Genomic DNA, 22007 nt, shown 5'->3' with positions numbered 1-22007 from the left:
TTATTTAGCTAACTATCAAACCTGTTGTAAAGCCTGCTCAAAATCGGCCAATAAGTCTTCTGTATCTTCAATACCGATAGAACAACGGATCATTGTTTCGCTAATCCCCGAAGCTTGTCGCGCCGCTAATCCCATCTCAAAATAGATGGTCTCTGCTACCGGTAAAGCGAGTGTTCGGTTATCCCCTAAATGCGTTGCGTTAATAACCACCTTAGTTTTATCTAAAAACGCGGCGCAATCGATACCGTCAACCAAATCAAAGCTCACTAATGCGCCGAAGTGCTTAAACAATTCAGACGCGCGTTGATGTTGTGGATGTTGCTCTAAGCCTGGGTAGTATACCTTGGCTACTTTTGGATGAGCATCTAGCATCTTTGCTAACGCAAGTGCATTAGCACACTGTCGCTCCATCCGTAGTGCCATTGTTTCTGCACCAACTGATAACAAGTGAGCGGTTTGAGAGCACAAAGCACCACCAAAATCTCGTAGACCTTTTTTCTTAATCTGATTAATGCCCCACATTTTCGAATCACCGCTTCGGTATCCCTCAAAAATATTTGCATAGTTTGACCAGTCGAATAACCCTGTATCGCTAACTGAGCCACCTAACGCGTTGCCATGCCCACCAACATACTTAGACAATGAAGTTACTATGAGGCTGGCCCCAACGGCCTTAGCCTGGAATAAATAAGAAGAGGTTAGTGTATTATCTACCACATAAACCAAACCTCGCTGCTGACAAAGTTCGCCGATACCGACTAAATCAACAACTTGAGTGGCAGGGTTAGCAATGGTTTCCACAAACACCATTTTAGTATTGGCTTGGCAGGCCTCAGCCACTGCTTCTGCGCTGGTTGCATCGACTAAGGTTACTTCAATACCATAACCTTTTAGTGTGCCAAAAATACTGCTGGTATTCCCAAACAAAAAGCGACTCGCTACGATGTGGTCACCGGCTTTCAACAAGGTAAGAAACACCGTGCCTATCGCCGCCATTCCGGTGGCAAATACTAAACTAGCGATACCACCATCTAACATGGCGATTTTGCGTTGAAGGTAATCTAAGGTAGGAGTGGATTGACGCGCATAGGCATGCCCTACTTGCTTGCCTTGAAAGACATCGACCAAATCTTGGGTGGCGGCATATCCATACGGTACCGAGTTATGAATCGGAGCGTGTACAGCACCGTCTTCTACGCCAGCTAAGCGATCACAATGCACTAGCTGGGTAGTAAATCCTTTAAACGTCATAGGGCTACTTCTACTAAAAACCAAGTCGGGCTATTATGCCCCAGCACTGGTCTAAAAACGAGACGCCCACTTAAACTTGTTCAGTCCAAATACTCTGCCCTTTAGCAATAACTTGTTTTATCGCCAAGGATTGAGGGTCAAGCACCACACAATCAGCGTCAAAACCTTTAGCTAATTGACCTTTGTCCCTCAGACCTAAAGTTTTAGCCGGATTAGCGCTAATCACCGACAGCGCAATCTCCAAAGGAACCTTATAGCGTTGCACCGCCTCTCTTGCTGCTGTATATAAACTATCAAGCTTACCCGCTTGCATACCTACCAATTCACCTTCGAGGTTGAACATAGGGAGGCTCGCATTGGCATCTGAACTGAAACTAACTCGGGTCCAATCTAAGCCTTTATCATAAATAGCGTGCAGCGCTTCAGGACAACTAACTTCGCCTTGCTCCAACAATTGAGGACTGGTGCTAGTGGTTAAATCTATAGCCCCGCCTTCAGCTAAGAAGAGCAAAGCGTCATCAAACAAAGCTCGATTGCGATTACAATGAGTAGGATAAAGTTGAGTAATTGATAAGTCTGAGCAACTAACAATCTCTCGCAGGATATTCAACTTACCGTTACCGTCTCCAACATGAAAAAAGCTAATGCCCTTTTTACCCGCAAGCAAACCAGCAACTCTGGCTTCAGCGACAACGTCAATGAACGCCTGCAACGAAGCTTGACTAGCGCGATGATCCGCAATGGCAATTTCGCCTACCCCTATCATCTCGGGGATGAGAATGATGTCTTGTTCAATAGAGCCCGTTATCGTTTTAACAGGAAGATGATAAGACCCTGTATAACAATAACAACTTAAGCCCTGCGCCGATAACTCACGAGCCTTACCTAGTACTTGAGCCGGCGTGCGAGTCACACTGTCGGTACCTAAGGCGCCAACTAAAGTGGTAACACCGGTAGGTGCTGCGTCTGCAAAGCTCAATTCAGCAGTGCGATAAGCAAACCCTCCTTCACCTCCACCACCCGTAAAATGAACTAAAGCATCAACAAAACCAGGGGCTAAAATAGCTCCTTGCAGATCAATTATAGAGACTAAACCAAGGTTACTTTGCAGGGTGATATTTGGCGATACTTCAGCAATTTTTCCATTTGCTATAAGCACATCCATGGTTCCTAACGGACGAGGAGAATAGACCTGAGCATTTTTCAATAAACTAAGCATGATAATTACTTCTTAAACTAAAATAGCCAAAGGGGGCTATTTCGCCCCCTTTGTATGTATTTAACTGAGTGGCCTCAAATGGCGATGCCAGTGTTTTTCCCAATGTTTAAAACCAAACACCAACATGAAAGTAACACACAAATAAATTAACGCAGCGAAGGTGAACGCTTCAAAAGGTGCATAGTATTTAGCATACACATCTCTAGCTGCGCCAGTTAAATCAATAATTGTCACCACACTCGCAATTGAGCTGGCATGTAACATAAAGATCACTTCATTACTGTAAGCTGGTAGAGCTCTGCGTAAAGCACTGGGTAAGATAATTCTTCGCATAGCTTTAGCATTGGACATTCCATAGGCTTTAGCCGCCTCAATTTCTCCACGGGGGGTGGCTACGATAGCACCACGGAAAATTTCGGTCGTATAAGCTGCCGTATTAAGTACGAAAGCGAGCAAACATGGATAGAACGCTTCACGAACAATTGGCCAAAACATCGATTCTTGGATGCCCTCGATATACGTTACGCCGTAATAAATAATGTATAACTGAATTAACAATGGCGTGCCACGAAATACATAAGTAAACAACCACACGCTACGGCTAATGAAAAAATTATCTGATGCTCTCATCACCGCTAAAGGTATAGCGATAATTAAACCCAATATAAGCGACAAGAATACCAACTGGACAGTCATTACCAATCCGTCCCAGTAGGTAAGTACTGTGGCTAAGTTAAAAATGTCATTGCTGGCGAGCAAGTTTTCGATAGTTTCATACATAACTTAATCCCTACCTTTCAGTACCAGCACTGAAACGAATTTCTAGCCGCTTAAGAAAAATTTCTGACACGCTGGTTAGCGCTAAATAAACGAATGCAACCGGAATGAAAAACAAAAAAGGTTCATGCACAGCGCCAGCGGCTTCTTTTGCTAAACGCACCATATCAGCCAAGCCAATCACTGATACTAAAGCGGTTGTCTTAACTAATACCAACCAATTATTACCAATACCGGGGATCGCATGACGCATCATTTGTGGCACTGTTATTCTGCGAAACACCTGCATCGCACTCATGCCATAAGCTTTACCCGCTTCAATTTGGCCGTTATCTACCGCCAAAAATGCGCCACGGAAAGTCTCAGCCATGTAGGCGCCAAAAATAAACCCAATGGTGGTGACACCGGCAACAAATTCATTAATATTGATATAAAATTCAATATCAAAACTATCGTACACCCAATCAGACACTGCATTAACCATGATTTGGGCGCCAAAGAATATCAATAACATCAATACTAAATCGGGGACCCCGCGAATCACGGTGGTATAGGCAACAGCGACCCCATTAGCGATGCGATTTTTAGACAGCCGAGCGACAGCAGCCAGCATGCCAAGCGCTAATGCCACTGCTAATGATAAAAAAGCGACTTCAATTGTAACAATCGCCCCCATAAATATAGAAGGGCCGTAACCATGAAGATCTAGCATAATGAATCTCTTAGAAAGTTAACCCGAGCAAGGCTCGGGTTAATGGTAGTGCAAGGGTTTACTTTTTGATGCTGTATTCGAAGTATTTGTCGTTAATTTTGTCGTAAGTACCGTTAGTTTTAACAGTAGCTAGCGCTTTGTTGAACATCTCAATCAAATCACCATCACGCTTACGAGCAGCAACACCAACCCCCTCACCTAACTGAACGTTTTCACCTAGCGCTTTAAACTCTGCACCTTTTTCCACTTCTAAGATAGTGCTAACACCAACCGGGAAATCAATAACTACTACATCTAAACGGCCACCTTGAAGGTCAACAACCAAATCATCACCGGTAGTGTAACGCTTGATATCGGCTACTTTTGAATAGTTTTCTGTCGCGTAGGTATCTTGAATAGTGCCACGTTGTACGCCAACACGAAGTCCTTTCAAGGTTTCTGGCTTAGCCGGATCAACCATGCTAGCACTAGGGCCGAAGAAGCCGGTTGGAGTGTTGTAGTATGGTTCTGAGAACAACACTTTCTTAGCACGATCTTCATTGATAGACATTGAAGAGAAGATAGCGTCATATTTACGAGCCAACAGACCAGGGATAATTCCATCCCATGCTTGAATAACCCACTCACACTTAACTTTCATTTCTTCACAAACCGCGTTACCTAAATCGATTTCGAAACCAGTTAATGAGCCATCAGGCGCTTTATATTCAAATGGTTCGTAAGGCACGTCTACCGCAAGGCGAACGACTTCCCAATCTTTTGCTTCAACAACAGTAGTGGTTAGTGCTAAAGCACTCATCATCGCGACTAGTGTTTTTTTCATTTCATTTCTCCATTTTATTTATATTTAGAGCGCTATAGCGCCTTCTTCCATAGTTTTAATATTTCGGCGCAAGAAATTGTTTCATACGCTCGGAATCTGGATTTCCAAATACTTTTGAAGGGCTGCCTTTTTCTTCAACAACGCCTTGATGTAAAAACAGCACCTGATTAGATACATCTCGAGCAAAAGCCATCTCATGAGTCACAACCAGCATGGTGCGCCCTTCTTCTGCCAAACTACGCATCACCTTTAATACTTCGCCCACTAATTCCGGGTCTAAAGCCGAGGTGGGCTCGTCAAACAACATCACTTCGGGATTCATTGCTAATGCTCTAGCTATTGCTGCGCGCTGTTGCTGCCCACCAGACATATGTGCAGGGTAGTAATCTTTGCGATCGTGTAAGCCCACTCTTTCTAAAAAAGCTTCGGCTTGTTCAATCGCCTCTTTCTTAGGTAGTCCGAGAACATGTACCGGTGCTTCAATGATGTTTTCTAATACCGTCATGTGCGACCAAAGGTTGAACCCTTGAAACACCATAGATAGGCGGGAACGAATACGTTCTACTTGTTTATTGTCGGCGGGAAGGCGTTCACCATTACGAGCGTGCTTAAATGCTATTTGTTCACCGTGGAGTAAAATTTCACCTTGAGTGGGGACCTCAAGTAAATTCATACATCGAAGAAAGGTGCTTTTTCCCGACCCTGAAGAGCCGATAATCGAAATCACGTCGCCTTTTCTAGCAGTTAAATCGATCCCCTTCAGTACTTCATTATCGCCAAATACCTTATGGATATTCGATACTTCTAGTGCCGCAGCATCTTGCATACTTTTTACCTTGTTAATAGCTACGTTGAGTAACTAAGCCTTATTTCCCGAGGCGCGTTTTTATTGTTAAATATTTTGTTACACGTTCAACCCCACAAAAAGTATCATTCGAAAAGACAAAACTCAACATATTATGGGGCATTTAGCACAACAACGATTACAAAACACCCTGAACAGCCATTTTACCAGCATCTTTATATTCACGATGAGTGCATAGTTAAGCCGATAACCGTCAACCAGACGCATTTAATTTCAGTTTTCTCAAACCCACATTAATTTAAAGTGTGTCCAAACACCCCACACATCGGGCTAACTGAAAACGCACCTCTTGTTAATCTATTGTAAAAACAATCAATAAATTCGCCCCAATTTGGTGATTTAGCTCCCAATCTTTAAACCCTTCTTTTAGTAAGTAAATTACACAATTAGCTCTATCACGGACTATCTCCGGCTTTATACCTAGAAAAAAAGTAATAAAATTACACGAATCAGGGCTTTCTTGATTTAGATCAAATTCCATTTCTTACTTACTTTGCTACAATTTTGCCAACTAAATTATTAGGTAGATGTTGTGATTACTAACAACAAAGCAGCGGGTTTTGTTAATGACAAATTTTTGTCAAATATCACCTTTATTTTGTTAGTATGGCGTCACCAACTTCTGACGTTACCGTCTAAACTTCTACAGCGAAACCGCATGCTGTTATCCATGTGTATATACTCACTATCCTTATATGCTGTTCGTCATAATGAGGCGATTATCGCAAGTGAGAAGGATCTCAAGCTAAACGGCGCGTAAGCGCTAGCGATTAACCAAATTTTAAATTGTTATTTGAGGAAATTATGTCTAGCAATACCAACCAAACTCAAGACGAAGAGTTGAGTTATAAGGATGCCCACCGACCGGCTTCAGAGTTTGATTCGCGTTCAGATTACTTAGATCACGAATTGCAAATCATGAAGCCTCGTCGTTGGGGAATAAACTTGCCCGGACGTGATTTCCGTTTTGAGTGGGAAGATTTGGTTCCAGCTATCGCCGGTACCATCGGAATCATCGCGATGTATTCTGCGGTAATGATGGCATGGGCAGACGGCCTTACCGAGCGCTGGGACCACATAAACCTAGGTACTGAATTTGCCATTGAAGTAGCCCGTGTAGAAATGCTTATTCCGGCACTACTATTCTGTGTTCTTGCTTCAGGGATATTTAACCCGCGCGCTAACCTAGCGGGTAACCATGGACCAATGATCCCATTAATTGGCGCAATTGCTTTAGCAGGTGCACACCCATTAGCACTGGCTATTCTATTGGGTGTATTCGGTCTTTTATTAAGTTTCTTCAAGGGCGGCTCAAAACTAGTTAACCTTACTAGTGAAGGTGTTGCAGGGGGCTTATTAGTATTCCTTGGTTTTGGCGGAACCATGTCAATGATTGGCGATATCCAATCTTGGGCAAAAGGGCTAGAGTCTATCGATGCTGGCGTTGCCGCCGGTGAAATGGGGTATGTAGGCTTAGTGGTATTAGCTGCTACCGTTATCCTCTACGCCTTTTTAGCTAAAATCAACAAACGCTGGCTGGCGATTCCTGCTTGTGCAGTAATGGGACTAGCCATTGCTCTTGCATTTGGTGCAGGCTTCGACCTTACCTTTAAAACAGAAATGGGCTTACCTAACCTAAACCCTGTATACTGGTGGGGCTCTACCGAGCAAGGTTGGCAGTTAGGTTTACCTAACCTTGAGCACTTTATTGCTTCTTTACCATTCGCCATTTTAGCGGTTGCAATGTGGTCACCTGACTTCTTAGGGCACCGTATCTTCCAAGAGCTAAACTACCCGCGTGGTACAGACAAAGTACTCATGGATGTTGATGACACCATGACCACCTGTTCAATTCGTCAGATTGTTGGTACAGCAGTAGGTGGTGGTAACATCACTTCAAGTTGGGGGACATACATGATCCCAGCAGCTATTGCTAAGCGCCCAATTCCAGGTGGTGCAATCTTACTGGGCTCACTATGTATTGTGATTGCCATTCTAGGGTTCCCAATGGACGTCGCCGTTTGGCCACCAGTAATGAAGATTGCTTTACTAGTCGGTGTATTCTTACCACTACTAGAAGCTGGCATGCAAATGATTAAAGATACTAAAGATTCTCAATCTGCTGGTATTTGTATTTTTGCAGCCGCGGTAACCAATCCAGTATTGGCATGGGCCTTAACCATGTTATTAGATAACAATGGTCTTATCGGTAATAAAGAACGCCCTAAAACCTTATCCATGATTGACCGTATAGTGATTCCTGGCACCGTATTGCTAATCTGTTTCGTAGCGATGCTGGCAGTCGGCATGTTGGAAGGTAAATACGGCATTCCAGCACTATTGTAGTTTTAAAAACTTTACCTCTTGGAACAAGCGCTATACTTGTTCCAAGGCTTGATTCCGGTGCCTTTGGTACCGACATCTAAACCATAGAATATTCATTTGTATACCAACTTATAGGTGGGACAAAAAATGGCAGAGAAGAACGATGTATTTGCTAGTGCTTGGGCAGGCTTTGCAGCCGGCGAATGGCAAAATGAAGTTAATGTTCGTGACTTTATACAAACTAACTACACTCCATATGAAGGCGATGAGAGCTTTCTAACTGGCGCAACCGAAGCGACGGATCAGCTTTGGGACAAAGTTATGGAAGGCATTAAAGAAGAGAACCGCACTCACTCACCGGTTGACTTCGATACTTCAGTAATCTCAACCATCACCTCTCACGATGCTGGTTACATCAACAAAGACTTAGAAACTGTTGTTGGTTTACAAACTGAAGCTCCACTTAAACGTGCGATTATCCCGAACGGCGGTATTCGTATGATTGAAGGTTCTTGTAAAGCTTATGACCGTGAATTAGATCCAGCAGTAAGCAAAATTTACACAGACTACCGTAAAACCCATAACCAAGGTGTATTTGACGTATACACTGGCGCGATTATGAAGTGTCGTAAGTCTGGCGTGCTAACAGGTTTACCTGATGCTTACGGCCGTGGCCGTATCATTGGTGATTACCGCCGCGTAGCGCTATACGGTATCGACTTCTTAATGGCGGACAAAGTTAAGCAACACCGTTCTTTAGAAAAAGACATGGTCAATGGCTCAGACTTACAAGCGACAATTCAGCTTCGTGAAGAGATTAGTGAGCAACATCGTGCACTAGCTCAAATAAAAGAAATGGCCGCTAAATACGGTTGTGACATTTCTCGCCCAGCAGAAACAGCTAAAGAAGCAGTGCAGTGGACTTACTTCGGCTACCTAGCTGCAGTTAAATCGCAGAACGGCGCCGCTATGTCGTTTGGCCGTACAACGACTTTCTTAGACGTATACATTGAGCGTGATATGGCTGCCGGTACCCTTACCGAAAGCGAAGCGCAAGAATTAGTCGACCACCTAGTGATGAAGTTGCGTATGGTACGTTTCCTACGTACTCCTGAATACGATGATTTGTTCTCTGGTGACCCCATTTGGGCGACAGAGTCAATTGGTGGTATGGGTGTTGATGGTCGTACTCTAGTAAGTCGTACTGCATTCCGTTTCTTGAATACCCTTTACACTATGGGTCCTTCTCCAGAGCCAAACATCACTGTTCTTTGGTCTGAGCAATTACCTCTTAACTTCAAGAAATACTGTGCAAAAGTATCTATCGATACCTCATCAATTCAATATGAAAATGATGACTTAATGCGCAATGACTTCGACAACGATGATTACGCCATTGCTTGTTGTGTATCACCAATGGTTGTTGGTAAACACATGCAATTCTTTGGTGCTCGTGCCAACTTAGCTAAAACATTGCTGTACGCAATAAACGGTGGTGTTGACGAAAAGCTGAAAATCCAAATTGCTCCAGTTACCGATAAAATTACTGATTCAGTATTAAACTACGAAGACGTAATGGGTCGCTTAGACGTATTAATGGATTGGTTAGCAGAGCAATACGTGACCGCCTTGAACTGTATTCACTTCATGCACGATAAATACAGCTACGAAGCGTCATTGATGGCACTTCACGACCGTGATGTACGCCGCACAATGGCTTGTGGTATTGCTGGCTTATCTGTTGCTGCTGACTCTTTAGCTGCAATCAAATTTGCTGAAGTGAAACCAGTACGTGACGAAGACGGTATTGCTGTCGATTTCGAAATCAACGGTGACTACCCTAAATTTGGTAACAACGATGATCGTGTAGATACTATTGCTGTTGACTTGGTTGAGCGCTTCATGAACAAGATCCGTAAGCTAAAAACTTACCGTGATGCGATTCCAACTCAATCGGTTCTAACGATTACATCTAACGTTGTATACGGTAAGAAAACGGGTACTACTCCAGATGGCCGTAAAGCCGGTGCTCCTTTTGCTCCTGGTGCTAACCCAATGCACGGTCGTGACGAAAAAGGCGCAGTAGCTTCATTAACCTCGGTTGCTAAACTACCTTTTGCTAACGCTCAAGACGGTATCTCATACACCTTCTCTATCGTGCCAAACGCACTAGGTAAAGATGACGATACGCAAAAAGCTAACTTAGCCGGTTTGATGGATGGTTACTTCTATCACAACGCTGATGTTGAAGGTGGTCAACACTTAAACGTTAATGTTATGAACCGTGAAATGTTAGTTGACGCAATGGAAAATCCTGAGAAATACCCTCAGCTTACCATTCGTGTATCTGGTTACGCAGTGCGTTTTAACTCACTGACCCCAGAGCAACAGCAAGACGTTATTACCCGTACTTTCACACAAAGTATCTAAACTAAGGTTTAGTAGTTTCTGCTAAGCAGAAACTACGGTTATAATTGACCTTGTCCAAACTATTGGACAAGGTTTTTTTTTGGAGAAACAGATGTCAAAAATTGGTCGAATTCATTCTACTGAGTCTTGCGGAACTGTAGATGGCCCGGGGATCCGGTTTATTGCCTTTATGCAAGGCTGCTTAATGCGCTGTCAATACTGCCATAACCGTGACACTTGGGACTTACATGGCGGTAAAGAAGTCACCGTTAGTGAGCTAATGAATGACCTTACCCCGTATCGCCGTTTTATGAATGCCAGTGGCGGTGGTGTAACCGCTAGCGGTGGCGAAGCCATTCTGCAAGCCGAATTTGTTCGGGATTTATTCCGCGCCTGCCAAGAGCAAGGTATTCATACTTGTTTAGATACTAACGGCTATGTCCGTAAACATACCGATGTTATCGATGAACTATTAGACGTCTCGGACTTGGTGATGTTAGACATTAAGCAAATGCATGATGATGTTCACCAGGACTTAGTGGGCGTAAGTAATAAACGAACCTTAGATTTTGCCCGTTACTTAAACAAAGTCGGTCAAACAACCTGGATCCGTTATGTTGTGGTGCCAGGCTTTACCGATGATGAACAATCGGCTCATGATTTAGGCGAATTTCTAGCGCCATTTGATAACGTTGAAAAAATCGAGTTGCTGCCCTATCACGAGCTAGGCAAACATAAATGGACCGCCATGGGTGAAAACTACCCATTAGCTGGTGTGAGCCCGCCTAGTAAAGACACCATGGAAACCATCAAGAACATATTGCAGCAGTACCACTCAAAAGTAATTTACTAGCACTACTACGTTAAAAGGTTACTGCGTAAATGATTATTTGCCCAATTTGCCAAGCTAGCTTGAGCAAGCAAAATAAACAATGGTTTTGTGACAACGGCCATTGTTTTGACCAAGCCAAAGAAGGCTATACCAATCTACTGGCGGTGCAACATAAGCATTCAAAGCAACCTGGCGACAGTAAAGCGATGCTACAAGCTCGCCAACAGTTCTTGAATCAAGGTCACTTTGCTTTTTTGGCTTCGGCAATCAACCAAACCCTTAATCGCTACCAAGCGAGCAAGATACTTGATATTGGCTGCGGCGAAGGTTACTACACCGAATCAATTCAACACCATCAGGTTCAAGCAGAATCAGTGATAGGAATTGATATTGCTAAAGATGGCGTGAGAATGGCAGCTAAACGCTGCAAACAAGCGCAATTTTTTGTGGCCAGTAACCATCGACTGCCGATTGCTGATGCCAGCGTTGATTGGATCGTTAGAGTATTTGCCCCCAGCAATAATCAAGAATTGCTTCGCGTTAGCCAAGCCAACGCCTATCTACTGAAAGTAGTACCAGGCGCTAATCACCTATCTCATTTGCGCAAGCTACTCTATAAAGAGGTGCAATCACACCGCGAAGACGCCGAAGAGATGGAAGGCTGGCAATTAGTCGAGCAACAAAAGATTAATCAACTAAGTGTGTTAAATCAGCAAGATATGAATGCTCTGTGCATGATGACGCCATTTGCATGGAAAAAAAACCAACAATTAGCAGAGCACTTGTCTACGCAGCAACAGTTCGAGATGGACTTTGAATTTGTATTACAATTGTATCAGCGTAATTGATCGTTGAAATCATCGGCTAACACAAAACTTTTATCAAAACGCTTAAAGGCTTTTCTTAGTAACTCCGCTAATTCAGCGTAACGAGGCCGGGTTGCTGCAGGTGTAATACTCTCTCCCGCCTCTTCAAGTTTGTGATGAAGATCACGATACCAAGTCGCTAATGCGGGAGGCAATAGTTGATTAGCTCGGCAGCCCAGCCAATATAGCCCATGCATTGGTAACAGAAAAATCACCAAAGCCATCATCAGTGATTGTGGTAATATTTCAGTCAAATTAGCCATATATGGCATCATTACGGTGACCACTGCGATAGCTGGCATGGTTTTCATAGCCAATGAAGTAGCAAAAATAACGCGATTCTCAGGAAACAAAGGAGACAGAATTCGTTGGTTCGGCCAGCGTTTCATATAGCTTCGACCATCATTTAACATTTCAGAGAATTTGCCCATGGGCACCTCGTGTACAAAAATTGACTTAAACCAATAAACTAGTAATTTTTTTACATTTATAGCTAGTTATTAGTATGACATATATGATTGGAAAAACCTTTCAGGTATTATTACTGCGCGAACGGTTTCATATAAATCAGCTTACAATTTAAGTGTAGCTTGATTGAGACCAAGTCACTAGGCCAATTTAATTGGGCGGTGTCTGTAATTGATCGTTTGAAATGGAAAACGTGTCTACTACTCCCTACGTTTTTCCTTTCACTGACTATAATTGAACAAATTCAACAACAGGTGTCTATAGATGAGCAATAAGCTAGTACTCGTTCTTAACTGCGGTAGTTCTTCACTAAAATTTGCCGTGCTGAATGCCGAGAATGGCCAAGAAATAATTTCAGGCTTGGCAGAATGCTTCAATTTGGAAGATGCTCGCCTCAAGTGGAAAAACCAAGGTACCAAACAAGAAGCGAGTTTAGGCGCTTATGCGGCTCACCGAGAAGCGATTGAGTTTATCGTTAAGAATATTCTGGAAGAAAGCCCAGAGATCTTAGAAGACATTGTTGCTATTGGTCACCGTGTTGTTCATGGCGGAGAGAAGTTCACTCAATCGGCTATCATTACTGAAGCCGTAGTCGCCGGTATTCAAGAGTGCTCAGGCCTAGCTCCACTGCATAACCCTGCCGCATTAATTGGTATTAGAGCAGCTCAAGCTTGTTTCCCTAAACGCCCTCATGTGGCCGTATTTGACACCGCCTTCCACCAAACAATGCCTGAAAGCTCATACCTATATGCTCTACCTTACAAGCTATACCGCGAGAAAGGTATCCGCCGCTACGGTATGCACGGCACTAGCCACTTGTTCGTTGCTCGCGAAGCATCAGCAACTTTAGGCCTAGCAATAGAAGATACCAATGTAATTACCGCTCACCTAGGTAATGGCGCGTCGATTTGTGCGGTTAAAAACGGTAAAAGCTTTGATACCAGCATGGGCTTAACACCGCTAGAAGGCCTAGTAATGGGAACCCGTTGTGGCGATATTGATCCTGCTATTATTTTCCACTTAGTAGACCGTGAAGGTTACACCTTAACCGAAGTCAATAACATGCTACACAAACAGTCAGGGCTAATGGGTCTAACTGAAGTAAGTAGCGATTGTCGCTTTGCTGAAGAGGGCTACGCAGAAGGCAAAGAAGCCGCTATTCGTGCGATGAACGTATTCTGTTACCGTTTAGCTAAGAGCATTATGTCTTACGCTGCTTCCATGGACGGTAAATTAGATGCCTTAGTATTTACTGGTGGTATTGGTGAAAACTCGGCCTTAGTGCGTAAGCTGACAGTTGAAAAACTGGCTTTGCTTGGTTTTAGCCTAGATGAGCAAGCTAATTTGGATGCGCGTTTTGGTCATTCAGGTAATATTGGCACCAGCGATAGCAGACCCATTTTAGTTATTCCAACCAATGAAGAAATGGTTATTGCACAAGATGCAGTAGCATTAACTCAGTAGTCATACTGAAACACTATCAAGGTTAAGCACTAGCTTAACCTTTTCTACTACTTAACTTAAGAGGTACAGCCGTGGCTCGTACAATTATGTTAATCCCAGTTGGCGTCGGTGTTGGTGTAACATCCGTCAGTCTAGGTATGGTTCGCGCAATGGAACGCAATGGCGTAAACGTAAACTTCTTTAAGCCTATTGCTCAACCCAAAAGCCGTGAAAAAGGCGCAGAACGCTCAACAGCAATTATCCGCCAAGCGTCAAATATTATTCCCCCAGAGCCATTTACTCAGTCTTACGCAGAAAACCTGATAAGTGCTAATCAAATTGATGATTTACTTGAAGGTATTGTTGCCCGTTTTAATTCGGCAACCTTAGGGGCAGAAATTGTGGTGGTGGAAGGTTTAGTGCCTACCTCTGAATCACCTTATGCAACTAACGTAAACTACGGTATTGCTAAAGCGTTAGATGCCGATATGGTATTTGTAACCAACCCCGGCGGCGATACTTCGCAGCAATTAAAAGAGCGTATGGAGATAGCCTGCAACAACTTTGGTGGCTTGAAAAACAAACGCATCATTGGTTGTATCATCAACAAAGTAGGGGCGCCTATCGACGAGCATGAAATTACTCGTCCTGACCTTACCGAAATGTTTGATAACAAATCAGATCATTCGACCAATCTTGAAGTACTGCAGATGTTTGGTAAAAGCCCGCTGCGCATCTTAGGCTGTATTCCTTGGAATGCCCCATTAGTTGCACCTCGTGCTAAAGATTTGGCGAATCATTTAAATGCTGTGATTATCAATGAAGGCGATATGGATACTCGCCTTGGCCGAGTAACCTTCTGTGCCCGCAGTATTCCTAATATGGTTGAGCATTTTAAAGCAGGTAGCTTACTGGTCACCTCTGGCGATCGCTCTGATGTCATCGTATCGGCTTGTTTAGCGTCGATGAATGGAGTGAAAATTGGTGCGCTATTGTTAACGGGCGGATACCAACCAGAACCTCAAGTATTAAAACTTTGTGAGCGAGCATTTGCTACCGGCTTACCGGTCATGCTGATCAATTCTAATACTTGGCAAACCTCGTTGGCGCTGCAAAGCTTCAATGCTGAAATACCGGTAGATGATTCGCACCGCATAGAGCTGGTTCAAGATTACGTAGCAGGTCACATTGACAAACATTGGATTGAATCATTAACGGCAATCTCAGCACGCGCTCGTCGTTTATCTCCACCTGCTTTCCGCTACCAATTAACAGAAATGGCTCGCAATGCAAACAAACGTATTGTATTGCCTGAAGGCGAAGAACCTCGCACTATCGCAGCAGCGGCTATTTGTGCACAACGTGGTATTGCCCGTCCTGTTTTATTAGGTGACCCTGATATCATCCAACGTATTGCTCATCAGCAAGGTGTTGTGCTGGGCGAAAATGTAGAAATTTTTAACCCTAGCGATATTCAGTCTAAATATGTTGCGCCTATGGTTGAATTACGCAAAGGCAAAGGCTTAACCGAAGTGGTAGCCAAAGAACAGTTAGAAGACAACGTTGTTCTAGGCACTATGATGTTAGCCAACGACGAAGTTGACGGCTTGGTGTCTGGTGCGGTAAATACTACCGCTAATACCATTCGCCCACCTCTGCAGCTAATTAAAACTGCACCAGGGTATAACTTAGTCAGTTCAATCTTCTTCATGCTCTTGCCTGATCAAGTATTAGTATACGGAGACTGTGCAATTAACCCTGATCCAACTGCAGAGCAGCTAGCTGATATCGCCATTCAATCAGCAGAGTCAGCTGAAGCCTTTGGTATTGAGCCACGAGTAGCAATGATTAGCTACTCAACCGGTAGCTCTGGTTCGGGTTCAGACGTTGAAAAAGTACGAGAAGCCACCAAAATTGCTAAAGAACGTCGTCCTGAACTCATCATCGACGGTCCCCTGCAATATGATGCGGCTATCATGGAAAATGTGGCTAAAAGCAAAGCGCCTAATAGCCCTGTTGCAGGTAAAGCCACGGTATTCATCTTCCCTGACTTGAATACCGGCAACACAACTTATAAAGCGGTACAGCGTAGCGCAGACCTAATTAGTATTGGCCCTATGCTGCAAGGCATGGCTAAGCCGGTGAACGATCTATCCCGTGGTGCATTGGTAGACGATATTGTTTACACCATTGCCTTAACGGCGATTCAAGCAGGTCAACGCAAATAGTTACACCGCAATTAGCCATAGAAGCCGATCTTATGATCGGCTTTTTTTTTACCTATAATTCGCTACAGTATAGGTTTACAAATCTCTGCATGTTGATTCAAAGCGGCTTGCCCAGCGGTAAGGGTGATTGACAACATATTTTGCAGAAACGTGTTTTTTTGCCTTACAGACAAACTTCAACCAAGCCATTAATCAGCGAATCGACACCCCGACATCAATGAAATGTGGGGGCGTAAACTCAAAAAATGACTCAGGGCATAATCAACAAATAAGGTAAGCTTGAATCACACTGCTATTTATGACTCAATAATCCAATAAATAAAGAGAAATAAACTTGAAAAACGATACTTATAATAAAGCGTCAAATCGGGCGCTTCTTTTTTGCACAACAAACAAAAACCTTTAAAAACAACAACATAAAATAAAACACCGCTGTCATACACATATTAATCCACAGATTGTGTGGATAACAATGCCAAAACCCAAAAGTTATACACAAAACTATGAGTTTACTGCATCTTGAACGAATACTTATTCACAACTCACTGAGTTACTCCTGATCAAGTGGCACTTTATGGGTTAAAGCTTGAATTTGATGGGCGACCCCTACTGCCTCCTCAACATCTAATAATACAGCGATACCTTGGCCTTCTTCTTGATCAAACTCTGCCACGGCACTAATGGTATTCAGAATAGGTTTAGCTAAATGACTCTCTACTACAAAGAGTAATACGTCACGTTGAGATTCTAAATTTAAGCCAAAAAAGGTCTTTTTTCGATGAACCCCCTCGCCGCGAGCATTATTGATAACCGTTGCTCCTGTTGCGCCTGCAGCCCGTGCAGAGTCCAACACAACGGTCGTTTTTTGATCGTCAACAAAAGCTAAAATCAATTTAAATTTCATCGTCATCTCCTGACAAAGTATATCGAGCTAAATAATGGGTCATTTGCGCGTAGGCCAATACAGAAATAATCGGGAACAAACTAGCAAAAGCGATTAAACCAAAGCCGTCTAATAGGGGGCTACGGCCTGGCACCGATTCGGCTAACCCCAAACCTAACGCGGTAACCAGAGGCACCGTTACCGTAGAGGTAGTGACACCACCGCTATCGTACGCCAACGGCACGATAGCTTTAGGCGCAAATACTGTTTGTATAACCACCAGCACATAGCCCGCAATGATGTAATAGTGCAGTGGATCACCGACGACGATTCGATAACTGCCTAGAGCCAAACCAAAAGCTACGCCGAAGGCTACTGAGATACGCAGGCCACCCACCGATACCGCACCACCCGATACAGCATTTGCTTTAATTGCAACCGCCAGCAAAGACGGCTCGGCAATCGTGGTACTAAAACCAATAGCGGCAGAAAAAAAGTAAATCCACGCATAAGCAGTCCAATGTTCAGATACCACATAGGGCACTGAATCACTTAAGCCTAGAAAATCAGTACTGGTAAGCTGCTTGGCCATGGATTGGCCTAAAGGGAATAAAGCTTGCTCTAAACCTAACAAAAACAACACCATACCTAGAATGACAAACAGCACACCAAGCAATAACTGTTTTGGCTGATGTAAGGGCTTTTTAATGATGAAGTATTGAAATACTAAAATAGTCACCACAATAGGAAGCAAGTCTCCAAGGGTGCTAAATAGGGTTTCAATAAATGCTAAGAAAGCAACCATCAATAGATAATCCCGTACAGCATCACAAACATGATTGGAGTAAGCGAGGCTAAGGCGATGAGACCAAAACCATCGAGCAAGGGATTTCTTCCCTTAATCGAAGCTGCCAAACCTACCCCCAATGCGGTGACTAAAGGCACTGTTATGGTAGACGTAGTCACCCCGCCAGAATCATAGGCGATACCAATAATTTCTTGCGGTGCAAACAAAGTGAGAACAACAATAAGCAAGTAGCCACCAATAATAATTTGATATAAGGGCCAGCCTTTGATGATTCTTACGACCCCAATAACGATGGCGAACCCCACCGCAAAGGCCACGCTCAAACGTAATCCGGCTGCATATTCAGACATGCTTGCTTCGGAATTTTCAATATGTAATGCCTGCGCGGCAACCTCTGCCGCTTCCTTGGCTACCGCCACCAAAGCGGGCTCAGCAATGGTGGTACCAAAACCCAAACAAAATGCAAAAGCCAGTAAAGCGCTCAAACTGCCTTTGTTCGCAAATGCATGAGCAAGATTTTCGCCAATAGGAAATAAGCCCAGTTCTAATCCCATTACAAAAAAGGTCAGCCCTACTACGACCATGGCAGTGCCGGACAAAATACTTAATACATTAGGTAGCGGGCTATCGAGAACGAAAAGCTGAAAGAACAATATCACCACCACAATGGGTGAGATATCACGAAGGCTTTTTAATAGAGAGGAAAATAAGTGAGACAAGCGAAAGCCCATACTAACTCCTTGTATTAGCCCTTTTAATCAAAGACTAATACAAGCTTAGCAGAGCTATCTTAACAGCTAGGCTAAGCACCTTAGTGAAAGCCCGAATTGTGAAGTTTATTGTTATTTAAGGGAATGGTTCTTAAATATGAGTACTTTCAAACCATCATCTCGGCTTTTCTCTAACACTAAAGCTGGGCGCTCTAACGTCTCTACCAATTGCAATTGTGGTGTCTCTTCAGCTATCACATCTAAAATAAATGCTCTGCTTAACCATGGCGCATTTAAACACAGCATGGCGATGCCATCTTCAGTTAACAAGCTAGGTAATTGACGGATAATTCTAGGGTAGTCTTTTTCAACCAAAAAACTGCCCTTCTGCATTGAAGGTGGATCAGCAATCACTAAATCATAAGGGCCATGTTTGCGTAGTTTTCCCCAGGATTTAAATAAATCATGGCCAAAAAATCGAGCTTTTTTATCATCCAATTGGTTAAGTCGCAAACTGTCTCGGCCAACACTTAAGGCTGCTTTACTCATATCAATATTAACCACCGATTTGGCGCCACCAGCAATCGCCGCGACAGCAAAACCACAGGTATATGAAAATAGATTGAGAACCTGTTTATCTTGAGAATGTTGTTTAACCCATTCTCGCCCTTTGGCCATATCGAGGAACAAACCAAAATTTTGGTGAGTACCCACTTCAATTTTGTAACGAAGCCCAAACTCGGTCACTTCACTCGGTGTTTGTTCTATCCCCCACAAGTGGTTCACTGGCGCCATAGCTTGATCGCGTTGTTGCAAAAAAATCCCTTCGACCAATGGCTGTTCTTTAAGTTGATCCACTAATTGTGTGGTTATTTCTTTCGTTAAAGGTGCATAAGCCACAATCAACATAATGGGCGGTAGCCACTCAATATTGAATGATTCAGCCCCTTTAATACAGTGCCCACGGCCATGAACAACCCGCAAGGCCTGCTCATTTAATAGCGGAAGTTCAAGCTTCATCTATTTGTTTACTCTCTTTTTTCAAATCATCTGGATGGCTCAAGATCCGTGAGAACCAATGGCCACTATTGCTCGATTCTAAGCCAATTTTGATAATCATAGTTAGGGGTACAGACAACAACATACCTACGCTGCCAAATAGCCATCCCCAGAAAATCAATGATAACACCACCACCAAAGAGGACAGGCCTAAACCTTTCCCCATAATCCGAGGTTCGACAATATTGCCCATCACCAAATTCACTGATACATATAAGCCCGCCACCGCCAAAGATTGGCTAGCGCCAAGTTGCAAAAGGGCTAATAATACCGGTGGAACAGCAGCAATTAGCGACCCCACATTGGGAATATAATTCAGTAAAAAGGCCAAAATCCCCCACAAGATAGCGTAATCTAAATCCAACAAACTCAACACGATGGTGATGGGTATCGCCGTAAATAAACTAATCATGGTTTTCACCGCAATATAGCTATTCACCGCTTTAAGAAACTTACTGACCTGAGACATACGTACATCGGGATTGTGGATAGCATCGTGCATCCGCTGCGGCATGGTATCTGCTTCAAGTAACATGAAAATAGTGACCAGCAAAATAATAAATATATTGGCTGCAGCACCGCTCAATCCCGTTAAAGTATTAGCAAACAAACCAAGGATTATGCCCGGGTCAAAATAGTCGGTAACAATACTCATTGATAAATCGACATCAAACTTAGCCGCTAAGGCGACTAGCCCGGCTAAATAATCCAGCAATTGTGCGCGATAGATGGGGATAGAAGCTCGGAAATCGCTAATAGAGCTCCCCACTACACCCGCTAATAGCAAGATAAGGCACACGATAAACAGCAATACCATCATCACTGATATAACCCGAGGGATCCGAAAACGCGTCAAAAAGCTTACAATTGGGCTGGCGATAATTGCGATAAACATCGACAATAAAAAAGGAATTAGCACTGCAGTGGCGGCTTTTAATCCCGCCAACAAAACCACTAAAGCAGCCGCGGTGACTAAGCCATCACGTATTGAGGTGGGTTGATTCACCGTTCACTCCTAGAAATAACTGAACATGCTCAGCAGTTTAGCTTGCATATGCCTTAACTAAAAGGCTAAATAAATGCAAATCAGTAAGAGGGAGCTATAGATGTACTATCTTTGCAGTTTAGGCAGCAACATTAGGCCCCTCCAGCATATCCCAGCAGCAGTAGTTCAATTAAGTAAACGCTTAAGCCCAATAACTGTTAGCGCATTTATCCAAACTACGCCGCTAGGTATAGACGCCGAGCAAGACTTCGTAAACGGTTTAATGTGGTTTAGTAGCCAGCAATCAGAAGCCTGTTTAAAAAGGTTCTTTAATCAACTTGAAGATCGCTTTGGCAGAAATCGCAAAGACCCCTTGTCTAGCAGTAAATCTCGCACACTAGATATCGACCTCATCGGTGCTGCTCAGCGAGTTGAAGATTTACAGCAACTGACTGTTGACCCTTTCTTAGCGCCTCTTAAGCAGCAACTATTTGCGACTCAGCCTGAGCTTGAACGTATCGTCAAATTTGAAATAGTAAATGCTCATGGACACACCTTACCACTGGGCCATCGAACGACCACCGTCGACTTTAATTGAGCAGGCAGTGAGATAATCATTAGTAATAAGTAACTGAATGGTTTGCCAAATAGGTAATAAGCCTCCCTCTTTAGCTAAGGGGGTTTGCTCAATAACCCGTTCACGATGCGCTTTGTCGTGTTCGTCCAAAAATAACATGGGACCCGGTTCTATAGCATTGACCCTAACCTCTGGAGCCCAATGCCCCGCGTAGGATTTCATCAAATTGGCCAAACCAGCTTTAGAGGCGCAATAAGAGCGAAACAAAGAGTGTGGCTGGTCGGCGTATATATCGGTCATCATGACGACAGAGCCCTTCGCTTTCAACAATGCAGGGTGTAAGGCTTCATTGATAAGCTTTGGGGCCAACATGTGTACCGCATACATCGCATCAAAAAATTCGGCTTGTTGTAAACAACTATGCTTAGGGTCGTCTTTAACAAACAGTGAAGCATTGTGAACTAACACATCCAAGCTTTTGCATTGCAGGCTGATTTCTTCGGTAAAAGCAATCAGCTGCTCACGCAGGCTAAAATCAGCTTGAATAAGCGTTACCCCTTTATTGCGTAACGCAGTAAGCTCTGCACGCTCACTGCGATATTGACCGATCACCTGATAGCCCATATCAAGAAATTGATGTGCAAGGAAAAAACCTAAACGTCGTCCAATACCGGTGATTAAAACTGTTGGCATAATCTATCTATCCTAAAAAAACCTGCTATTGTTAACTAAATCAAAGAGTAACATTACAAGCCCTCGATAAGGAC

The 22007-nt window shown here is 43.5% G+C and carries 20 protein-coding genes; 7 read left to right on the top strand and 13 right to left on the bottom strand.

Going from position 1 to position 22007, the window contains the following annotated elements; genetic code table 11:
* Window positions 1-15: 15 nt before the first annotated feature.
* From M0C34_RS06330 to M0C34_RS06305, 6 genes are all read right to left on the bottom strand, one after another.
* Window positions 16-1251: a cystathionine gamma-synthase family protein gene (locus M0C34_RS06330; protein WP_248714795.1), complete on the bottom strand. Its 1236-nt coding sequence runs from the start codon at window positions 1249-1251 to the stop codon at window positions 16-18.
* Window positions 1252-1321: 70 nt separating this feature from the next.
* Window positions 1322-2470: a beta-aspartyl-peptidase gene (gene iadA / locus M0C34_RS06325; protein WP_248714794.1), complete on the bottom strand. Its 1149-nt coding sequence runs from the start codon at window positions 2468-2470 to the stop codon at window positions 1322-1324.
* Between the two features lie 60 nt (window positions 2471-2530).
* Window positions 2531-3250: an ABC transporter permease gene (locus M0C34_RS06320; protein WP_248714793.1), complete on the bottom strand. Its 720-nt coding sequence runs from the start codon at window positions 3248-3250 to the stop codon at window positions 2531-2533.
* Between the two features lie 10 nt (window positions 3251-3260).
* Window positions 3261-3959 (bottom strand): ABC transporter permease, encoded by a 699-nt coding sequence (locus M0C34_RS06315; protein ID WP_248714792.1) that lies wholly within the window; start codon window positions 3957-3959, stop codon window positions 3261-3263.
* 58 nt (window positions 3960-4017) lie between these two features.
* Window positions 4018-4782: a transporter substrate-binding domain-containing protein gene (locus tag M0C34_RS06310; protein ID WP_248714791.1), complete on the bottom strand. Its 765-nt coding sequence runs from the start codon at window positions 4780-4782 to the stop codon at window positions 4018-4020.
* Between the two features lie 55 nt (window positions 4783-4837).
* Entirely contained in the window at window positions 4838-5608 is a 771-nt protein-coding gene (locus tag M0C34_RS06305) for an ABC transporter ATP-binding protein (protein WP_248714790.1), read from the bottom strand.
* 843 nt (window positions 5609-6451) lie between these two features.
* On the opposite strand from M0C34_RS06305, the gene M0C34_RS06300 reads away from it, so the two are divergent.
* The 4 genes from M0C34_RS06300 (at window position 6452) to rlmA (ending at window position 12061) form a co-directional block, all read left to right on the top strand.
* Window positions 6452-7993, top strand: coding sequence for a DUF3360 family protein (locus tag M0C34_RS06300; protein ID WP_248714789.1), 1542 nt, complete (start codon window positions 6452-6454; stop codon window positions 7991-7993).
* A gap of 126 nt (window positions 7994-8119) precedes the next feature.
* A complete protein-coding gene (gene pflB / locus M0C34_RS06295; RefSeq protein ID WP_248714788.1) occupies window positions 8120-10402 on the top strand; it encodes a formate C-acetyltransferase in 2283 nt (760 codons plus the stop codon).
* Between the two features lie 91 nt (window positions 10403-10493).
* Entirely contained in the window at window positions 10494-11234 is a 741-nt protein-coding gene (gene pflA / locus M0C34_RS06290) for a pyruvate formate lyase 1-activating protein (protein WP_248714787.1), read from the top strand.
* A gap of 29 nt (window positions 11235-11263) precedes the next feature.
* The gene (gene rlmA / locus M0C34_RS06285; protein WP_248714786.1) at window positions 11264-12061 is read left to right on the top strand and encodes a 23S rRNA (guanine(745)-N(1))-methyltransferase; all 798 of its coding nucleotides are present in this window, start codon (window positions 11264-11266) and stop codon (window positions 12059-12061) included.
* Here rlmA and yfbV read toward each other — a convergent pair.
* Window positions 12049-12510 (bottom strand): terminus macrodomain insulation protein YfbV, encoded by a 462-nt coding sequence (gene yfbV, locus M0C34_RS06280; RefSeq protein ID WP_248714785.1) that lies wholly within the window; start codon window positions 12508-12510, stop codon window positions 12049-12051. The two genes, rlmA and yfbV, sit on opposite strands and share 13 nt — an antisense overlap.
* A gap of 301 nt (window positions 12511-12811) precedes the next feature.
* Here yfbV and M0C34_RS06275 point away from each other — a divergent pair, with 301 nt between their 5' ends.
* Together M0C34_RS06275 and pta are read left to right on the top strand one after the other, a co-directional pair.
* Entirely contained in the window at window positions 12812-14011 is a 1200-nt protein-coding gene (locus M0C34_RS06275; protein WP_248714784.1) for an acetate kinase, read from the top strand.
* Window positions 14012-14082: 71 nt separating this feature from the next.
* Entirely contained in the window at window positions 14083-16218 is a 2136-nt protein-coding gene (pta, locus tag M0C34_RS06270; protein WP_248714783.1) for a phosphate acetyltransferase, read from the top strand.
* Window positions 16219-16768: 550 nt separating this feature from the next.
* Here the strand turns inward: pta and M0C34_RS06265 are convergent.
* From M0C34_RS06265 to M0C34_RS06245, 5 genes are all read right to left on the bottom strand, one after another.
* Window positions 16769-17122: a P-II family nitrogen regulator gene (locus M0C34_RS06265; RefSeq protein WP_248714782.1), complete on the bottom strand. Its 354-nt coding sequence runs from the start codon at window positions 17120-17122 to the stop codon at window positions 16769-16771.
* Complete coding sequence (locus M0C34_RS06260) at window positions 17112-17906, bottom strand: DUF1538 domain-containing protein (RefSeq protein ID WP_248715606.1); 795 nt, start codon at window positions 17904-17906, stop codon at window positions 17112-17114. The genes M0C34_RS06265 and M0C34_RS06260 overlap by 11 nt, the downstream gene beginning before the upstream one ends.
* Window positions 17906-18640, bottom strand: a complete 735-nt coding sequence (locus tag M0C34_RS06255; RefSeq protein WP_248714781.1) for a DUF1538 domain-containing protein — start codon at window positions 18638-18640, stop codon at window positions 17906-17908. The genes M0C34_RS06260 and M0C34_RS06255 overlap by 1 nt, the downstream gene beginning before the upstream one ends.
* Window positions 18641-18751: 111 nt before the next feature.
* Window positions 18752-19639: a class I SAM-dependent methyltransferase gene (locus M0C34_RS06250; RefSeq protein ID WP_248714780.1), complete on the bottom strand. Its 888-nt coding sequence runs from the start codon at window positions 19637-19639 to the stop codon at window positions 18752-18754.
* Complete coding sequence (locus M0C34_RS06245; RefSeq protein ID WP_248714779.1) at window positions 19629-20684, bottom strand: AI-2E family transporter; 1056 nt, start codon at window positions 20682-20684, stop codon at window positions 19629-19631. Before M0C34_RS06245 ends, M0C34_RS06250 begins: the two co-directional genes overlap by 11 nt.
* Window positions 20685-20784: 100 nt before the next feature.
* Here M0C34_RS06245 and M0C34_RS06240 point away from each other — a divergent pair, with 100 nt between their 5' ends.
* Complete coding sequence (locus M0C34_RS06240; RefSeq protein WP_248714778.1) at window positions 20785-21261, top strand: 2-amino-4-hydroxy-6-hydroxymethyldihydropteridine diphosphokinase; 477 nt, start codon at window positions 20785-20787, stop codon at window positions 21259-21261.
* Here M0C34_RS06240 and M0C34_RS06235 read toward each other — a convergent pair.
* A complete protein-coding gene (locus M0C34_RS06235; protein WP_248714777.1) occupies window positions 21220-21933 on the bottom strand; it encodes an SDR family NAD(P)-dependent oxidoreductase in 714 nt (237 codons plus the stop codon). The genes M0C34_RS06240 and M0C34_RS06235 overlap by 42 nt on opposite strands.
* Window positions 21934-22007: the final 74 nt, after the last annotated feature.

It is taken from the genome of Agarivorans sp. TSD2052 (assembly GCF_023238625.1).
Classification (GTDB): domain Bacteria; phylum Pseudomonadota; class Gammaproteobacteria; order Enterobacterales; family Celerinatantimonadaceae; genus Agarivorans.
Note: the sequence above shows the minus strand (reverse complement) of the source record. Positions and strands in the feature narration are given on the sequence as shown.